Source organism: Albidovulum aestuarii, from assembly GCF_029961185.1.
GTDB classification, from domain to species: Bacteria; Pseudomonadota; Alphaproteobacteria; order Rhodobacterales; family Rhodobacteraceae; genus Albidovulum; species Albidovulum aestuarii.
Genome location: NZ_JASBQQ010000002.1, coordinates 290,411 through 305,137, shown reverse-complemented (window position 1 = coordinate 305,137; position 14,727 = coordinate 290,411). Strand labels below are relative to the sequence as shown.

General features: G+C 63.1%; 15 protein-coding genes. 8 read left to right on the top strand and 7 right to left on the bottom strand.

Going from position 1 to position 14,727, the window contains the following annotated elements; genetic code table 11:
- Positions 1 to 98: 98 nt before the first annotated feature.
- The 5 genes from QKW60_RS06230 to cysE all read left to right on the top strand — a co-directional run bounded on the left by QKW60_RS06230 (position 99) and on the right by cysE (position 4,695).
- On the top strand, positions 99 to 425 hold the full coding sequence (locus tag QKW60_RS06230; protein ID WP_282367317.1) for a hypothetical protein: 327 nt from the start codon (positions 99 to 101) through the stop codon (positions 423 to 425).
- The gene (locus QKW60_RS06225; RefSeq protein WP_282367315.1) at positions 373 to 2,805 is read left to right on the top strand and encodes a phage tail protein; all 2,433 of its coding nucleotides are present in this window, start codon (positions 373 to 375) and stop codon (positions 2,803 to 2,805) included. The genes QKW60_RS06230 and QKW60_RS06225 overlap by 53 nt, the downstream gene beginning before the upstream one ends.
- Positions 2,798 to 3,508 (top strand): DUF2793 domain-containing protein, encoded by a 711-nt coding sequence (locus tag QKW60_RS06220; RefSeq protein ID WP_282367312.1) that lies wholly within the window; start codon positions 2,798 to 2,800, stop codon positions 3,506 to 3,508. Before QKW60_RS06225 ends, QKW60_RS06220 begins: the two co-directional genes overlap by 8 nt.
- A gap of 4 nt (positions 3,509 to 3,512) precedes the next feature.
- On the top strand, positions 3,513 to 3,806 hold the full coding sequence (locus QKW60_RS06215) for a DUF7742 family protein (RefSeq protein ID WP_282367310.1): 294 nt from the start codon (positions 3,513 to 3,515) through the stop codon (positions 3,804 to 3,806).
- 79 nt (positions 3,807 to 3,885) lie between these two features.
- Complete coding sequence (gene cysE, locus QKW60_RS06210) at positions 3,886 to 4,695, top strand: serine O-acetyltransferase (RefSeq protein ID WP_282367308.1); 810 nt, start codon at positions 3,886 to 3,888, stop codon at positions 4,693 to 4,695.
- Positions 4,696 to 4,708: 13 nt separating this feature from the next.
- Here cysE and QKW60_RS06205 read toward each other — a convergent pair whose 3' ends face one another.
- From QKW60_RS06205 to QKW60_RS06175, 7 genes are all read right to left on the bottom strand, one after another.
- Complete coding sequence (locus tag QKW60_RS06205; RefSeq protein WP_282367306.1) at positions 4,709 to 5,572, bottom strand: asparaginase domain-containing protein; 864 nt, start codon at positions 5,570 to 5,572, stop codon at positions 4,709 to 4,711.
- Positions 5,573 to 5,627: 55 nt separating this feature from the next.
- Positions 5,628 to 6,920: a pyruvate dehydrogenase complex dihydrolipoamide acetyltransferase gene (locus tag QKW60_RS06200; RefSeq protein ID WP_282367305.1), complete on the bottom strand. Its 1,293-nt coding sequence runs from the start codon at positions 6,918 to 6,920 to the stop codon at positions 5,628 to 5,630.
- Between the two features lie 12 nt (positions 6,921 to 6,932).
- The gene (locus tag QKW60_RS06195; protein ID WP_282367301.1) at positions 6,933 to 8,300 is read right to left on the bottom strand and encodes a pyruvate dehydrogenase complex E1 component subunit beta; all 1,368 of its coding nucleotides are present in this window, start codon (positions 8,298 to 8,300) and stop codon (positions 6,933 to 6,935) included.
- Positions 8,301 to 8,313: 13 nt separating this feature from the next.
- Positions 8,314 to 9,303 (bottom strand): pyruvate dehydrogenase (acetyl-transferring) E1 component subunit alpha, encoded by a 990-nt coding sequence (gene pdhA, locus QKW60_RS06190; protein WP_282367299.1) that lies wholly within the window; start codon positions 9,301 to 9,303, stop codon positions 8,314 to 8,316.
- 204 nt (positions 9,304 to 9,507) lie between these two features.
- On the bottom strand, positions 9,508 to 9,810 hold the full coding sequence (locus QKW60_RS06185; RefSeq protein WP_282367297.1) for an FtsB family cell division protein: 303 nt from the start codon (positions 9,808 to 9,810) through the stop codon (positions 9,508 to 9,510).
- Between the two features lie 115 nt (positions 9,811 to 9,925).
- Positions 9,926 to 10,819 (bottom strand): fructose bisphosphate aldolase, encoded by an 894-nt coding sequence (locus QKW60_RS06180; RefSeq protein WP_282367295.1) that lies wholly within the window; start codon positions 10,817 to 10,819, stop codon positions 9,926 to 9,928.
- A gap of 110 nt (positions 10,820 to 10,929) precedes the next feature.
- On the bottom strand, positions 10,930 to 11,703 hold the full coding sequence (locus QKW60_RS06175) for an SDR family NAD(P)-dependent oxidoreductase (RefSeq protein WP_282367293.1): 774 nt from the start codon (positions 11,701 to 11,703) through the stop codon (positions 10,930 to 10,932).
- 160 nt (positions 11,704 to 11,863) lie between these two features.
- Here QKW60_RS06175 and QKW60_RS06170 point away from each other — a divergent pair, with 160 nt between their 5' ends.
- From QKW60_RS06170 to QKW60_RS06160, 3 genes are all read left to right on the top strand, one after another.
- Complete coding sequence (locus QKW60_RS06170; RefSeq protein ID WP_282367291.1) at positions 11,864 to 12,706, top strand: isocitrate lyase/PEP mutase family protein; 843 nt, start codon at positions 11,864 to 11,866, stop codon at positions 12,704 to 12,706.
- Between the two features lie 130 nt (positions 12,707 to 12,836).
- On the top strand, positions 12,837 to 13,388 hold the full coding sequence (locus tag QKW60_RS06165) for a prolyl hydroxylase family protein (protein ID WP_282367289.1): 552 nt from the start codon (positions 12,837 to 12,839) through the stop codon (positions 13,386 to 13,388).
- A 68-nt stretch (positions 13,389 to 13,456) separates the two neighbouring features.
- Positions 13,457 to 14,716 carry an aminotransferase class V-fold PLP-dependent enzyme gene (locus tag QKW60_RS06160; RefSeq protein WP_282367287.1) on the top strand — a complete coding sequence of 420 codons (1,260 nt, stop codon included), beginning with the start codon at positions 13,457 to 13,459 and terminating at the stop codon, positions 14,714 to 14,716.
- The last annotated feature ends 11 nt before the right edge of the window (positions 14,717 to 14,727 follow it).

The following is a 14,727-nucleotide window of genomic DNA, read 5'->3' as shown; positions in this document are numbered from 1 at the left end:
GGCATGCTAGAAGAAGTGGGCAAGCGGCCGGGGGCGACCCCAGGGCCGCTTTTTCATTTCGCTCGTGCGGGACCTGCATGAGAGGCGGTCTGGACTTAATGACAACAGGGAATACGGCCGAAGGGCCGAAGGTTGAACCTCTGGTCGATCAGGCCATGGGGCTACTGGGTTTGGTCGTCGGCGAGATCAACGCGGCGATGGACCGGATCAAACAGGACCAGTTCGACGACCTGAAAGAGGCCACGCGGTCCTACAAGGATCTGCGGCAGGCGCTTTTGATGGTGTTCGAGGAAAGGGCGAAAGTTGCGAAACTCGACAAACTTGAAGACGGAGTCGCTTACGACTACGCGCTCGACCTCGACGCGGCCCGCGATGAGATCAGCCGCCGCCTGGCTCGCCTCCGCGACGCCGGAGATGGTGGATGAGTTTCTTGAGGGCTTGAGCGACGAGGCGCTAATGGCGCTGCCCTGGCTTTTCGAGTTCTGGGCGCTGCCGCATCAGTTGCCGCCGGAAGGCGCCTGGAAAAGCTGGGTCATCATGGGCGGGCGCGGCGCGGGTAAGACCCGCGCCGGGGCGGAATGGGTGCGGGCGCAGCTCGAGGGGCCGCGGCCATTGGACAACGGCCGGGCGCGGCGGGCCGCTTTGCTGGGCGAGACCGTGGATCAGGTTCGCGAAGTGATGGTCTTTGGCGAGAGCGGCATTCTGGCCTGTTCGCCACCCGACCGGCGGCCGGTCTGGGAGGCAACCCGCAAGAGGCTCGTCTGGCCGAACGGGGCGGTGGCGGAGGTCTATTCTGCCTTCAGTCCGGACTCGCTTCGGGGTCCGCAGTTTGATGCGGCTTGGGCCGATGAGTTCGGATGCGCGGCCATCGACAAGGGCACGAACGAGCCGAACAAGTTTCTCGACCCGAAATCCTCGGAGTCGAGCCTGCCGGCTTATTCCAATGGCCGGCGCGACGACCTGATCCAGATGCAGTATCTGCGCGCGGTCATCGATTATTGGCGCGACCCAGTACGAAACCCGGTCTCGACCAAATATGGCGGGCCGATGATCGACATGGACCGGGCGCATGTCTGGGCATGGGATGTCCGGCCGTTTCCCTATTTTCCGGCGAATACCGATCTCTGGACGGATGGCGAGAACTATGCCCGTGGCCATTGGATGAATGGCCGGGTTTCGGCCCAGCCCTTGTCGAGTGTGGTGGCTGAAATCTGTGCCCGTTCTGAGCTGACCGATATCGATGTAGACGGGCTTTACGGCCTTGTCCGGGGTTATTCGGTGGCGGATGTGACGACGGGGCGGTCGGCATTACAACCACTGATGCTGGCTTATGGGTTCGAGGCGCTGGAGCGGGATGGCCTGATGCGTTTCCGGATGCGGAACGGCGTGGTCAGGGCGTCCATCGGTGCGGACGAGCTTGCCGTAAGCGAGGAAACAGACGGTTGGATCGAGACCGTGCGCGCGACCGAGGCCGAAATCGCGGGCCGTGTGCGGCTGAACTATGTCGAGTCAGAGGGCGATTATGAGGCGCGTTCCGTCGAGGCGATCTATCCGGATGAAGGGGCGCTGGGCATCGCGCAAACGGAACTTGTGCTGGCGCTGACCCGGTCGGAGGGGCAGCGGATCGTCGAGCGCTGGCTGGCCGAGGCGCGGGTGGCGCGGGATGGCGCGCGGTTTGCGCTGCCGCCGTCGCTGGGCCATCTCGGGGTAGGTGATGTTGTCAACCTCGGCGGGGCGGGGCGTTACCGAATCGACCGGGTTGAGCAGGCGGGTGCCATTTCACTGGAAGCCGTGAGGGTGGAGCCGGCGGTCTACGAGCCGTCCGACGAGGCCGAGGAGCGCGCAACGCCGCGTTCATTCGCCGCGCCGGTCCCGGTCTTTCCGCTCTTCATGGATCTGCCCCTGCTCACCGGGCAGGAAATACCCCATGCGCCGCATCTGGCCGTCACCGCGGTGCCTTGGCCGGGCTCGGCGGCGGTCTATTCGTCCGACAGCGATGCGGGATATGTGCTGAACCGTTTGATTTCGACCCGTGCGGTAATCGGAGAGACGGAAACGGTTCTGGATGCGGCCGCGCCCGGGCTTTGGGACCGTGGGCTGCCTCTGCGTGTCAGGGTGTCGGGGGGTGATCTGAGTTCGGTCAGTCGCGACCAGCTTTTGAACGGGGCCAACGTAATGGCGATCGGAGATGGCTCGCCGGGCAATTGGGAAGTGTTCCAATTTGCCGATGCGGTGCTGGTCGGTCCAGACATCTATGACCTTTCAATGCGGCTCAGGGGACAGGCGGGGACCGATGCGGTCGCACCTGTGACATGGCCCATCGGGTCCTATGTCGTGCTGATGAACGGTGCGCCGAAGCAGATCGATATGGCCTTGGCTGCACGCGATCTGGCGCGAAACTACCGGATCGGCCCATCGACGCGCGCCTATGACGACCCATCCTACATTCATCGGGTGGAGGCGTTTTCCGGGATCGGCCTCAGACCGCTGTCGCCCGCGCATCTGCGGGCTGCGCGCGATCTGATGGGCGATCTGGGCGTAAGCTGGGTCCGCCGTACACGCCTTGACGGGGATAGTTGGTCAGGGTTCGACGTGCCGCTGGGCGAGGCGCTTGAGCGGTATCTCGTGCGGATCGTCGAAAGCAGCTTGATCCGGCGTGAGGTCTTCGTGGCGCAACCAAACTGGACCTACACGGCGGCGATGCAGGCCGCCGACGCCGTGACCGCACCGTTCGAAATTCATGTGGCCCAATTGTCGGATGCGTTCGGGCCCGGGCCCTTCAGGAGGATTACTGTCGATGTCTAATACCAACCAGCTTGGCCTGCCACTTTTGCAACCGGCGCAAGCGCAGAAACATGTGACCGTGAACGAGGCGATGACTCGGCTCGATGGGCTTGTGCAACTTGTGCTGATCTCCAAGAGCATGGCCCTGCCACCGGCGGTCGTCATCGACGGGGCCTGCTTTGGTGTGCCGGTTGGCGCAGTCAATGAGTGGTCCGGGCAGGACGGCAAGATTGCCATCGGCACGAACGGTGGCTGGGAGTTCGTTGACCCAAAACGTGGCTGGTCGGCAACGATCCTCGATGAGGGTGGCTCGGCGCTATTTGACGGTGCCGCGTGGCGGGCGGGGATGGCGACGTTGTCGCCCAATAACGCGGGCCTTGCCATGAAAGTGGCGGAAATCGACCACGTAATAACCGCTGGAACGGTTTCGACGAGTGCGATCATTATCCCGTCGAATGCCGTTGTGTTAGGGGCCACTGCACGGGTGATCACCGACATTACCGGAACTCTGACGGGGTGGGCGTTGGGCAATCCCGGGGCCGTTGGGCGCTATGGCTCGGGCCTTGGCTTGTCTGCCGGGTCCTGGGCACGCGGTTTGCTGGGGCAGCCCACGACATTTTATGTGCCCGAGGCGATGCAGCTTGATGCCGAGGGTGGAGATTTTTCGGGAGGAGAAGTCCGCATCGCCGTCCACTACATAGAACTCGCCTTGCCGGATCTGTGAGGACATGCGGCAGGTCATCCATGGCGATGTAGTTGCGGTGGCAAGGGCGGTTGTCGATCTGCCGCCTGCGTGCCGTGTTTCTGAGATACGCCGGGTTCTGGAATGCGCCCATGCGGCGGACCTGTATCGCAAGCATACGGGTCGGTCGCATCCTTCTTGGGGGAATGGCAGTCTTGCCGGGGCTGTCATGGGCAAAGCTGCCAAAGTCACTGAGCCGTTTCTGTCGGATCTGCGCTATCTGGAAGCGATGGCAGCGGTGATTGAAACACTGCTTGATTGGAAGCATCGCAAAACTTGATGATCCATTGCCTTTCCTCTTCCGGTTTTGCGCCCTATCTCTATCTGCTATAAAGGGTCTGCAAGCGGAGGGCACCGTCATGGCGGAAACGAAACGTAAGGTTGCTCAGGTCGATCCGGTCTGGTCGCATATTTGCGAAGAGGCCCGTGCGGCGGTTCGCGATGAGCCGCTTTTGGGCGGGCTCATACATTCCAGCCTTCTGCATCACCCCTCGCTGGAGCGCGCGCTCGCCTACCGCTTCTCCCTGAAGCTTGCCTCCGGCGAGATGAGCGAGCAGATCCTGCGCGAGATTGCCGACGAGGCCTATGCCGCTGATCCCGAAATCGGGCAGTCAGCGCGTGCCGATATCGTCGCGGTCTATGACCGCGACCCGGCCTGCCACCGGTTCCTGCAGCCGGTGCTTTTTTTCAAGGGATTTCAGGCAGTTCAGTGCTACCGGATCGGCCACTGGTTGTGGCAGACCGGACGGCGCGATCTGGCCTATTTTGTGCAGATGCGCGTGAGTGAAGTCTTTGGTGTCGACATTCATCCCGGCGCCGTCGTGGGCAAGGGGATTATGATCGACCACGCGCATTCCATCGTTATTGGCGAGACGGCTGTGGTTGGTGACAACGTTTCGATGCTGCACTCGGTGACGCTTGGCGGCACCGGCAAGGAAGATGGCGACCGTCATCCGAAGATTGGCAATGGTGTGCTGATCGGAGCGGGCGCAAAGATCCTCGGCAATATCAAGGTGGGCGACTGCTCTCGCATCGCGGCGGGGTCTGTCGTGCTGCACGAAGTGCCGAAGTGCACCACCGTCGCGGGCGTACCCGCGCGTGTCGTGGGTGAGGCTGGCTGCGAGCAGCCCGCGCTGACGATGGATCAGATCATCGACGACGGCGTCTGACCCCGCTTTGGCGTCAGAGGTCGAGCCAGAGATCGGCGAGCGCGCGTTCGGCTGTCTTCGTGCCGCCGTTTTCAACTCCTGACGCCCACAATGCTTCTCCGGCGGCATAGGCGCCGGGGGTAAGCCCTCCGCGTTCGCATTGACTTACGGCAACGATCCGGCAGCCACGTCCGGTTGCGGCAGCGAGCACCGACAGCAGCTTCGGGTCCTGCATCATGGTACCGGCACCGAAGACCCTGAGGATGGCCCCATCGAGGTGTTCAAGGGCTGCGCCCAATGCATCGACCGCAGCCCCGAAGCCCGGGGCGAGAGTCAGGATGGCGAGCTTGCGATCAGGAAAGTGTCTTGGTGCGAAGGAACCACGCATCGGCACCGCAGCTTGCGTCTCGCGAAAGGAATCGGGCGCGGAAGAATGGTGCTTTACCACGGACGCGCCCGTCAGAATGCGCCCGGCGAAGGCAAGCCAGACGCCCGGGGCCGCTCCGCTGACGGCATCGAGTGCCAGAATGAGGTTGGACTCGGCGTCCCCCGGCACCCCGAGGGGCTTCATCGAACCGGTCAGAACGACGGGGATCGGCAATCCCGGCAGTGCCCCAGACAGGGCAGCACCGGTGAAGGCCATCGTATCGGTGCCGTGGGTGATGATGATGCCGTCCCCCGACCATTCCGTGATCCGGTCGATCAGCCGGTTCCAGATCGCAGGTCCCATTTCGGCGCTGTCGATCAATGGGTCAAAACTATGAATCGTCAGATCGAGCTTGGGTGGTGCGAGGCGGATAAGCGCTTCCTCCACAAGCCCCGGCTGAGGCGCGAGGCCATTAGGGCCATGCGCCATGCCGACGGTGCCACCGGTATGAAGAACGAGAATCCGGGTCATCTGGATTGGCCGCCCATGGTGCGAGGGGCGGGAGTGTGACCTCCCGCCCGTCAGATCAGGCCAGCATCGACATCGGGCTTTCGAGATAGCCGACGATGGCTTTCAGAAGCTCGGCGCCGAGCGCGCCGTCGATGACCCGATGATCGACCGAAAGCGTCATCGACATCACGGTTGCGACGCCAATCTCTCCATCCGCCTTCACGACCGGCTTCTTGATGCCCGCGCCGACGGCAAGGATCGCGCCATGCGGCGGGTTGATGACCGCGTCGAAATTTTCGATCCCCATCATGCCAAGGTTGGAAATCGCGAAGCTGCCACCCTGATATTCGTGGGGGGCGAGCTTGCGGTTCCGCGCCCGGGTCGCGAGGTCCTTCATTTCCGCCGAAAGTGCTGAGATTGTCTTCTGGTGCGCATCCTTCAGAACCGGCGTGAAGAGGCCGCCCTCGATGGCGACCGCGACGGCCACGTCTGAAGGTTTCAGTTTCAGCATCCGGTCGCCCGCCCAGACCGCATTGGCATCGGGCACATCCTGCAGCGCCAGCGCGCAGGCTTTGATGATGAAGTCGTTGACCGACAGTTTTACGCCGCGCCCTTCGAGCTGGGCGTTGAGCTGACCGCGGAACTTCATCAGTGCATCAAGCTGCACCTCACGACGCAGGTAGAAATGCGGGATCGTCTGCTTGGCCTCGGTCAGCCGGGCCGCGATGGTCTTGCGCATGCCGTCGAGCGGGATTTCCTCATATTCCCGGCCCTCGTACATCCGCGCAACCATATCGGCCGACGGCCCGGCAGGAGCTGCCGCCGGAGCCGCAGGGGCGGCTGCCGGTGCCGCCGCAGGGGCCGCGGCCTTCGGCGCCGCGCTCGCACCCTCGACATCGGCCTTGACGATCCGCCCATGCGGGCCGGAGCCGGTCAGGGTCGCGATGTCGATGCCCTTTTCCTTTGCCAACCGGCGTGCGAGCGGCGAGGCGATCACACGCTTGCCGTCCGGTTTCGGTGCGGCGGGGGCTGGTGCCGGTGCTGCAGCCGTCGGCGCGGCCGCAGCCGGGGCGGGGGCGGCCGCAGCAGGTGCCGCTGCCGGGGCGGGGGCCGCATCGGCGCTTTCACCTTCCTCAACCAGAACGGCGATGGGGGTGTTTACCTTCACACCCGCCGTCCCTTCGGCGACGAGGATGCGGCCAACGATCCCCTCATCGACCGCCTCGAACTCCATCGTCGCCTTGTCGGTCTCGATCTCGGCCAGGATGTCGCCGGAGGACACGGTATCGCCCTCCTTCACCAGCCATTTCGCGAGCGTGCCTTCCTCCATCGTCGGTGACAGAGCGGGCATCAGAATTTCGGTTGCCATGTCTCGGTCTCCTTACCGGTAGGTGACTTGCTTGACCGCCGCCACGACCTCGTCCGAGGTGATCAGCGCGTGTTTTTCGAGGTTCGCCGCGTAGGGCATCGGCACGTCCTTGCCCGTGCAGTTGATTACGGGCGCGTCGAGGTAGTCGAACGCGCGTTCCATGATCACTGCAGAGAGGTGGTTGCCGATTGACGCGACGGGCCAGCCTTCCTCGACCGTTACACAGCGGTTGGTCTTCATGACGGAGGCGATGACCGAGTCGTAGTCGATGGGGCGCAGCGTCCGAAGATCGATCACCTCGGCGCTGATCCCCTCGGCGGCGAGCTTGTCGGCCGCGTCCAGCGTGTGGGTCATACCGATGCCGAACGATACCAGCGTCACATCCGTGCCTTCGCGCCAGATCTTGGCCTTGCCGAAGGGGATTGTAAAATCGTCCATATCCGGCACCTCGAAGGAGCGGCCATAGAGGATCTCATTCTCAAGGAAGATGACCGGGTTCGGATCGCGGATCGCCGATTTCAAGAGGCCCTTGGCGTCAGCCGCCGAATAGGGCTGCACGACTTTCAGGCCGGGGATCTGTGCGTACCATGCGGCGTAGTCCTGGCTGTGCTGGGCAGCCACGCGGGCCGCCGCGCCGTTCGGGCCCCGGAAGACAATCGGACACCCCATCTGGCCACCCGACATGTAGAGCGTCTTTGCGGCCGAGTTGATGATGTGGTCGATCGCCTGCATCGCGAAGTTGAAGGTCATGAACTCGACGATGGGCTTCAGGCCGCCAAAGGCGGAACCGACCGCGATCCCGGCAAAGCCGTGTTCGGTGATCGGCGTGTCGATCACGCGCTTGTCGCTGAACTCGTCCAAGAGCCCCTGGCTGATCTTGTAGGCGCCCTGATATTCGCCGACTTCCTCGCCCATCAGATAGACGTCCTGATCGCGGCGCATCTCTTCGGCCATGGCCTCGCGCAGAGCCTCGCGCACGGTCATGGTTTTCATCGCTGTGCCTGCCGGCCAGTCGGGCGAGGTGTCCGCTTTCGGCGTTGCGGGTGCGGCTGCTGCGGGCGCCGCAACGGCGGGAGCGGGGGCAGGGGCCTCAGCCGCCGGAGCGGCGGCAGCGGCCGGTGCTGCATCTGCGCTTTCGCCTTCCTCAACCAGCACCGCGATGGGCGTATTAACCTTCACGCCTTCGGTGCCCTCGGCGACGAGGATGCGGCCGACGACACCTTCATCGACCGCCTCAAATTCCATCGTCGCCTTGTCGGTTTCAATCTCGGCCAGGATCTGGCCGGACGACACTGTATCGCCCTCCTTCACCAGCCATTTCGCAAGCTTACCTTCCTCCATCGTCGGGGAAAGCGCGGGCATGAGAATTTCGGTAGCCATATGCGTGTCCCCCTTACGCGTAGATGTCGGTCCAGAGCTCGTCGAGCGACGGTTCCGGGCTGGTCTTGGAAAACTCGGCGGCCTCGTTGACGACGGCCTTGATCTCCTTGTCGATGGCCTTCAGGTCGTCATCGGTCGCATGTTTGCCCTGCAAAAGCAGTTCGCGCACATGTTCGATCGGGTCGCGTTCATCGCGCATCTTCTGGACTTCCTCGCGGGTCCGGTACTTGGCCGGGTCCGACATCGAATGGCCGCGATAGCGGTAGGTCATGATCTCGAGGATGTAGGGGCCCTTGCCTGCGCGGCAGTGTTCAGTGGCCTTCTCGCTCGCGGCCTTCACCGCCAGAACGTCCATACCGTCGACCGTCTCACCCGGGATACCGAAGGCGAGGCCGCGGGTGTGAAGTTCGGGCGTCGAGGTGGAGCGCTTCTGCGCCGTGCCCATCGCATACTGGTTATTCTCGATCACGAAGATCACCGGCAGCTTCCACAGGGCCGCCATGTTGAAGGTCTCATAAACCTGGCCCTGGTTCGCGGCACCATCACCGAAATAGGCGAAGGTCACGCGTTTGTTGTCTTTGTACTTGTCAGCAAAGGCGAGACCGGCACCCAAGGGCACCTGGGCGCCGACGATGCCGTGGCCGCCATAGAAATGCTTCTCTTTCGAGAACATGTGCATGGAGCCACCCTTGCCTTTTGAAAGGCCGCCCTCACGGCCCGTCAGTTCGGCCATGACGCCCTTGGGGTCCATGCCGCAGGCCAGCATATGGCCGTGGTCGCGGTAGGAGGTGATGCGCTTGTCGCCCTCTTCGGCCGCTGCCTCTAACCCGACGACAACCGCCTCCTGCCCGATATAGAGGTGGCAGAAACCGCCGATCAGGCCCATGCCGTAAAGCTGGCCCGCCTTTTCCTCGAATCGGCGGATGAGCAGCATCTCACGGTAATAGGTGAGCAATTCTTCTTTCGATGTATTTGATTTCGCGGCGCTTTTTCTTGCGGCCATGCCGAGAACCTCCCAATGGCGAGAAAGTAGTTCAACGTTAAACTATCTTATAGCGCAACAGCGATTGAATCGCGAGAAATATTTGTGCGCGGCAGCCGCAATATCGGACCGCCGTGGCGATCCGACCCGCCGGGGGTTCCACCCCCGGACCCCCGGAGTATTTTTCGACAGAAAGTGATGAAAGGCGTGCTCTGCCTGGATGCCTTAGTGAATGACGATCTCGTCGGCGCGCACGAGGCCAAGGACGTCCCGGGCGCGTTCATCTAAAAGGTCTAGATCGAGATAGGTGTCGGACAGGCGGCGGGTCAGGTTTGCCATTCGCGCGACCTCGGATTTCAGCCGGTCGCGCTCGGCGATAAGAGCGTCCCGTTCGGCCGTCGCCTGCACCCGCCGGAACACGCCGAAGTCACCCTGCACTGCGGCAAAGGTGAAGTAGAAGCCAAGCGCGGACGCCGTCATCAGATACAGCGCCATGGCAAGGGCCGGGCGTTTGCGGGGTGCATTCATGCTCTGCCTCGTTTCACCGCCTCTTGCGGGCGGGTTCGCGAATCATTGCACAGGTGATTCGCGAAGGGAATCCCCCTTCGCGATTTTCCCAAGGTTTTTGCGGGTTTTTGCCCGATCAACCTGCGACCGAGGCGTCTCGGATCGACTGGATCGTGGTATCCAGAACCGCGTTGAATTCCGCGTCCGATTGCTGCGCCGAAAGCCCCTCGGTCAGGGCGCGGCTGAAGCTGGCGATCATGCCTGTATTCTGGGCCAGAAGCGCGTTCGCCTCATCGCGGCTGTAACCGCCCGACAAAGCCACGACCCGCATCACGCGCGGATGATCGACCAGCGGCTTGTAAAGATTGGCCTTGGTCGGCAGGGTTAGTTTCAGCATCACCTGCTGGTCGGCGGGCAGCGCGTCGAGATGCTTTTTCAGTTCCGCCAGCAGGATGTCCTCGGCCTCGGCCTTGTCGGCGATGGAGATCGTGACCTCGGGTTCGATGATCGGCACGAGGCCATGGGCCAGCACCTGACGACCCAGATCGAATTGCTGCGCCACAATGGCCGCAATACCCGCCGGGTTGGCCGCGTCGATGACCGAGCGTTCCTTGGTTCCGAAGATACCTGCCTTGACCGCGCGGCTCAGGAGAGCGTTGAGGCCGTCAATGGGCTTCATCAGCTTCACGCCGTCCTTGGCCTCCTCAAGTCCTTTGTCGATCTTCAGGAATGGAACCACGCCGCGATCTTCCCAAAGAAAGGTCGCCGAGGGCTTGCCGCCGATCTCGCTGTCCATGGTCTTTTCGAACAGGATCGCGCCGATCACGCGCTCGCCGGTGAAGGCGGGCGACGTGGCGATGCGGGCGCGCATCTGGTGGATGAGCCCGAACATCTCGGCGTCATTCGAATAGGCGCTTTCGCCAATGCCGTAGAGTTTCAGGGCCTTCGGGGTGGAGCCGCCGCTCTGGTCCAGGGCCGCGATGAAACCCTTGCCCGACCGCATCTGTTCTGCCTGTTTTTGCCGCGACATGTCTACCTCCGCCGGAATGCTGAAACCCATGGATCAAATCCTGATCCCGGCTTCTAGGCGCTTCGCGCGGCCCATGCAAACGTGGTGGCGCTAACGCGGGTCCGGCGGTTCTATTTCAGGAACAATGCAGCGATCCGGGGCACGAGAAAGCGCGGCGCGAACCGTGGCGCAAAGGCGAAAAATTTGTTCTGAAGGCCGGTCACGCGAATCCGCTTGCCCTTTTTCATCGCCTTCCAGCCCGCTTTCGCAACGCGTTTGGCTGAAGCAGGCGGCAACGCCTTGAAGAGCTTGATTCCCTCCATCTGCGCATCCTTGGCGAAATTGGTGACCGTTGCGCCGGGGCAAAGCGCCGTCACCGTGACCGGGCTGCCGCGCAGCTCTTCGGACACGGCCTCGGTCAGCGACAGCACATAGGCCTTGGTCGCGTGGTAGACCGCCATGTTCGGCCCCGGCATGAATCCGGCTGCGGAGCCCACATTCAGGATGCGTCCGCCGCCCTGTCGGGTCATGTGCGCAACCGCGCGTTTGGTCAGTATTGTGAGGGCCGTCACATTGACCATGATTGAGGACATCTCACGGGTGAAATCGACGCCGGTGAAAGGGCCGTTATAACCAAGCCCGGCGTTGTTCACGAGGATGTCGATATGGCGGCGCATCTCGGCCCGGCGCCACAGGGCCTCAACCGCCTTCGGGTCCGAAAGGTCGATCGGCAGCACCTCGATGGCGACATTGTGCCTGGCGCGCAACTCATCAGCCATACGTTCCAGCTTTTGGGCCTGACGCGCGACGAGGATCAGGTCACGCCCTTCGGCCGCCGCAAGGCGCGCGAATTCCACGCCCAGCCCCTCGGAGGCACCGGTGATCATAGTCCATTTGGTCGACATCTGCGCGTCTCTCGGCCAGTTTGTTGTGAAGTTGTATCCAATCTGTAAACGGCGAAACTATGGCCGTCTTGAGGAACCTCGCGTCATCGGCGGGACGCGATTGCCGTGTGATAAAGATGTTCCTATTATGTTCTTGGTTTGATGGACGAGGAGGGGCAGAATGCCGGGCCGTAAAAGTAAGTTCGATAGGTTCCGGGCAATGCATGAACGGGCAGGGGCGTTCGTGATGCCCAACGCTTGGGATGCGGGGTCCGCGATGATCCTGACCATATTGGGATATGAGGCGATTGCAACGACAAGCGCGGGGTATGCGTTTTCGGTCGGAAAACGGGATTCGTTTGCCGCACTTACCCGCGATGAGGTGCTGGCCAATGCCGCTGCCATCGCGGCCGCCACCGACCTGCCGGTCAGCGCCGATCTTGAGGACGGTTTCGGGCCCGCGCCCGAGACGGTGGCCGAAACCGTGATCATGGCGGCCGAGCGGGGCCTTGTCGGCGGTGCGATCGAGGATGCGACCGGAGATCCGGATGATCCGATCCACCCCTTCGGGCTGGCGGTCGACCGGATCCGTGCGGCGTCAGAGGCCACGCGCGGGCGGTCGTTCCTGTTGACAGCCCGGGCTGAGAATTTCCTTTACGGACGGCCCGACCTGAACGACACGATTGCCCGCCTGCAGGCCTTCGCCGAGGCGGGGGCGGATGTGCTCTATGCGCCGGGGCTGCCTGATCTGGAAGCGATCCGAACGGTGTGCCGAGAGGTGGACAGGCCGGTCAATGTCGTGATGGGCCTGTCGGGGCCGAACCATACAGTCGCCGATCTCTCCGGGGCCGGGGTCGGGCGCATCAGCACCGGTGGCTCTTTTGCCCGTGCCGCGCTCGGCGCGCTGATACGGGCAGGTAGGGAGGTTATGGAGGCGGGCACATTCACCTATGCTTCCGAGGCGGTGCCGGACGCCGAGGTGGCGGCGATGATGTCGCAGAAACGGGGTGGCGGGCGGCTTTGACGCGGTCCCGCGCGGATTTGCCCCGGGTCCGAATGCCAAAAGCGACATTGCCGTCGCGCAGAACATGGACTTTTGTGCTGTACCGCGCCATCGGGGGGCAACTCCGAATCCTGACTCAGGCGACCCGCCCATGTTTACCCCCTATTCTCTGCCCGACGCTTTCGATCCCGCGGAATGCGACCGGATCATCGCGCTTGCAAGCGCCGCGCCGCTGGATGATGCCGGGCTCGTCCGCAACACCTCCGATCACAATATCCGCCGCGCCGATCTGGCATGGCTCGATGAGCGTGAGGGGGCGGAATGGGTCATGGACCGCATCATTCAGATTGTCGCCCGCGCCAATCGCGAGGCGTTCGATTTCGCGCTGACCGAATTCGCCGAAAGCGCGCAGGTCGCGCGTTACGGGGCTGAGCGCGAGGGGCATTTCGACTGGCATTCCGATATCGGCATGGGGGCCGTCGCCGCACGGCGAAAGCTGACGATGGTGGTTCAACTCTCCGAGCAGGATGCCTATTCCGGCGGCGTGCTGGAACTTATGCCCGACGCCAATATCCATGCCGCCGGGACAGGGCGTGGCACGGCGACCGTCTTCCCGAGCTTTGTCCTGCACCGCGTTACGCCGGTTACGGCGGGCGAACGCTGGTCGCTCACGATCTGGTCCCACGGCCCGGCTTTCCGCTGAACGCGACCGGTCGGGCTTGACCTCCCCGCCCGGACGCGCCCAATTGGCCGAAAAGCGGGAGAGCAGGGATGATCGCCGATAAGCCGGGATTGATGGAAGAAGTGCGGGCGCGTTTCGCCCATGTCGAGGCTTGTCCCTTCGAAGGTCCACGCATCTTTTTCGAGAATGCCGGCGGCGCGCTGCGGCTGAAATCGGTGATTGAGACTTCAGCGGCCTATGCGGGCTATCCTGACAATCAGGGCCGCGACAATCCGGCCTCGGCGGCATTGATGGCTGCGATTACGAAGGGCAAGGCCGATATGGCTTTGTTCTTCAATGCCAATCGTGGCCGGGTCTTTGTCGGCGAAAGCGGGACCGAGGTGTTGTTCCGGCTGATCCGCACCGCTTCTCTCGGGGCCGAAAAGGGCGGTGTGATGCTCGGCTCCACCCTCGAACACCCGGCTTCGGCCAGCGCCATGGCGCGCTGGTCTGAGGTGACGGGCAGACCCCATATCCGCGTCGTGCATGACGATGCGACCGGGACGGTGGGGCCGGCGGCCTATCGTGCCCATCTCACGCCTGACCTCAGGGTCGCGACCATCGTTCATACCTCGCCGGTCACGGGCATGTCGGTCGATGTCGCGGGCATTGCCGCAGCGATCCGGGAGGTTGCGCCGGATTGCTTCATCATCGTCGACGGCATCCAGCATGCAAGTCACGGCGCTGTCGATACCGGCGCGGTTCTGGCAGATGGCTATGCTGTATCGCCCTACAAGGTCTTTTCCCGTCATGGCTACGGTGTCGGCTGGGCCTCGGACCGGCTGACCGCTTTGGTCAAGGAACAGATTGTCGGCGGCCCGGCAGATGCGTGGGAACTTGGGACCCGCGATGCTGGCAGCTACGCGACCTTTTCCGATGTCGTGGCCTATCTCGACTGGCTTGGCGGTCATTTCACTGCAAGTGGCGACCGGCGGAGCCGGATCGAGGCGGCGGGCAAGGCGATTGCCGGGCATGAGGCGCGCCTGATGACGGCGATGATCCACGGCACCGGAAATCTTGCCGGGCTTGTTGCTTTGCCGGGCGTCACGCTGATCGGCGGCGATGCGGTTTCGGGACGCGAAGGCGTCGTGTCATTGCGCCTTGCGAATATGGCGTCGGGCGATCTGGTGAGGTTTCTGGCGGAGCGGGGCATCCGCGTCCATATCCGTCGCAATGACCATTATTGCGGCAATATCCTCGCCCCCCTCGGATATGACGACTGCATTCGCGTGTCGGTCAGCCATTATAACACCGAAGCCGAGGTCGCGGCTCTTCTCACCGCGATGCGTGAGGCGGCGGGCGCATCCTGACGCGGGCGGGC

Coding starts and splice junctions, on each gene's coding strand:
- pdhA (WP_282367299.1), bottom strand. CDS start 9,303: ATGGCCGCAAGAAAAAGCGCCGCGAAATCAAATACATCGAAAGAAGAA.
- QKW60_RS06185 (WP_282367297.1), bottom strand. CDS start 9,810: ATGAATGCACCCCGCAAACGCCCGGCCCTTGCCATGGCGCTGTATCTG.
- QKW60_RS06175 (WP_282367293.1), bottom strand. CDS start 11,703: ATGTCGACCAAATGGACTATGATCACCGGTGCCTCCGAGGGGCTGGGC.
- QKW60_RS06165 (WP_282367289.1), top strand. CDS start 12,837: ATGTTTACCCCCTATTCTCTGCCCGACGCTTTCGATCCCGCGGAATGC.
- QKW60_RS06200 (WP_282367305.1), bottom strand. CDS start 6,920: ATGGCAACCGAAATTCTGATGCCCGCTCTGTCACCGACGATGGAGGAA.
- QKW60_RS06230 (WP_282367317.1), top strand. CDS start 99: ATGACAACAGGGAATACGGCCGAAGGGCCGAAGGTTGAACCTCTGGTC.
- QKW60_RS06205 (WP_282367306.1), bottom strand. CDS start 5,572: ATGACCCGGATTCTCGTTCTTCATACCGGTGGCACCGTCGGCATGGCG.
- QKW60_RS06160 (WP_282367287.1), top strand. CDS start 13,457: ATGATCGCCGATAAGCCGGGATTGATGGAAGAAGTGCGGGCGCGTTTC.
- QKW60_RS06180 (WP_282367295.1), bottom strand. CDS start 10,819: ATGTCGCGGCAAAAACAGGCAGAACAGATGCGGTCGGGCAAGGGTTTC.
- QKW60_RS06195 (WP_282367301.1), bottom strand. CDS start 8,300: ATGGCTACCGAAATTCTCATGCCCGCGCTTTCCCCGACGATGGAGGAA.
- QKW60_RS06220 (WP_282367312.1), top strand. CDS start 2,798: ATGTCTAATACCAACCAGCTTGGCCTGCCACTTTTGCAACCGGCGCAA.
- QKW60_RS06225 (WP_282367315.1), top strand. CDS start 373: ATGAGATCAGCCGCCGCCTGGCTCGCCTCCGCGACGCCGGAGATGGTG.
- cysE (WP_282367308.1), top strand. CDS start 3,886: ATGGCGGAAACGAAACGTAAGGTTGCTCAGGTCGATCCGGTCTGGTCG.
- QKW60_RS06215 (WP_282367310.1), top strand. CDS start 3,513: ATGCGGCAGGTCATCCATGGCGATGTAGTTGCGGTGGCAAGGGCGGTT.
- QKW60_RS06170 (WP_282367291.1), top strand. CDS start 11,864: ATGCCGGGCCGTAAAAGTAAGTTCGATAGGTTCCGGGCAATGCATGAA.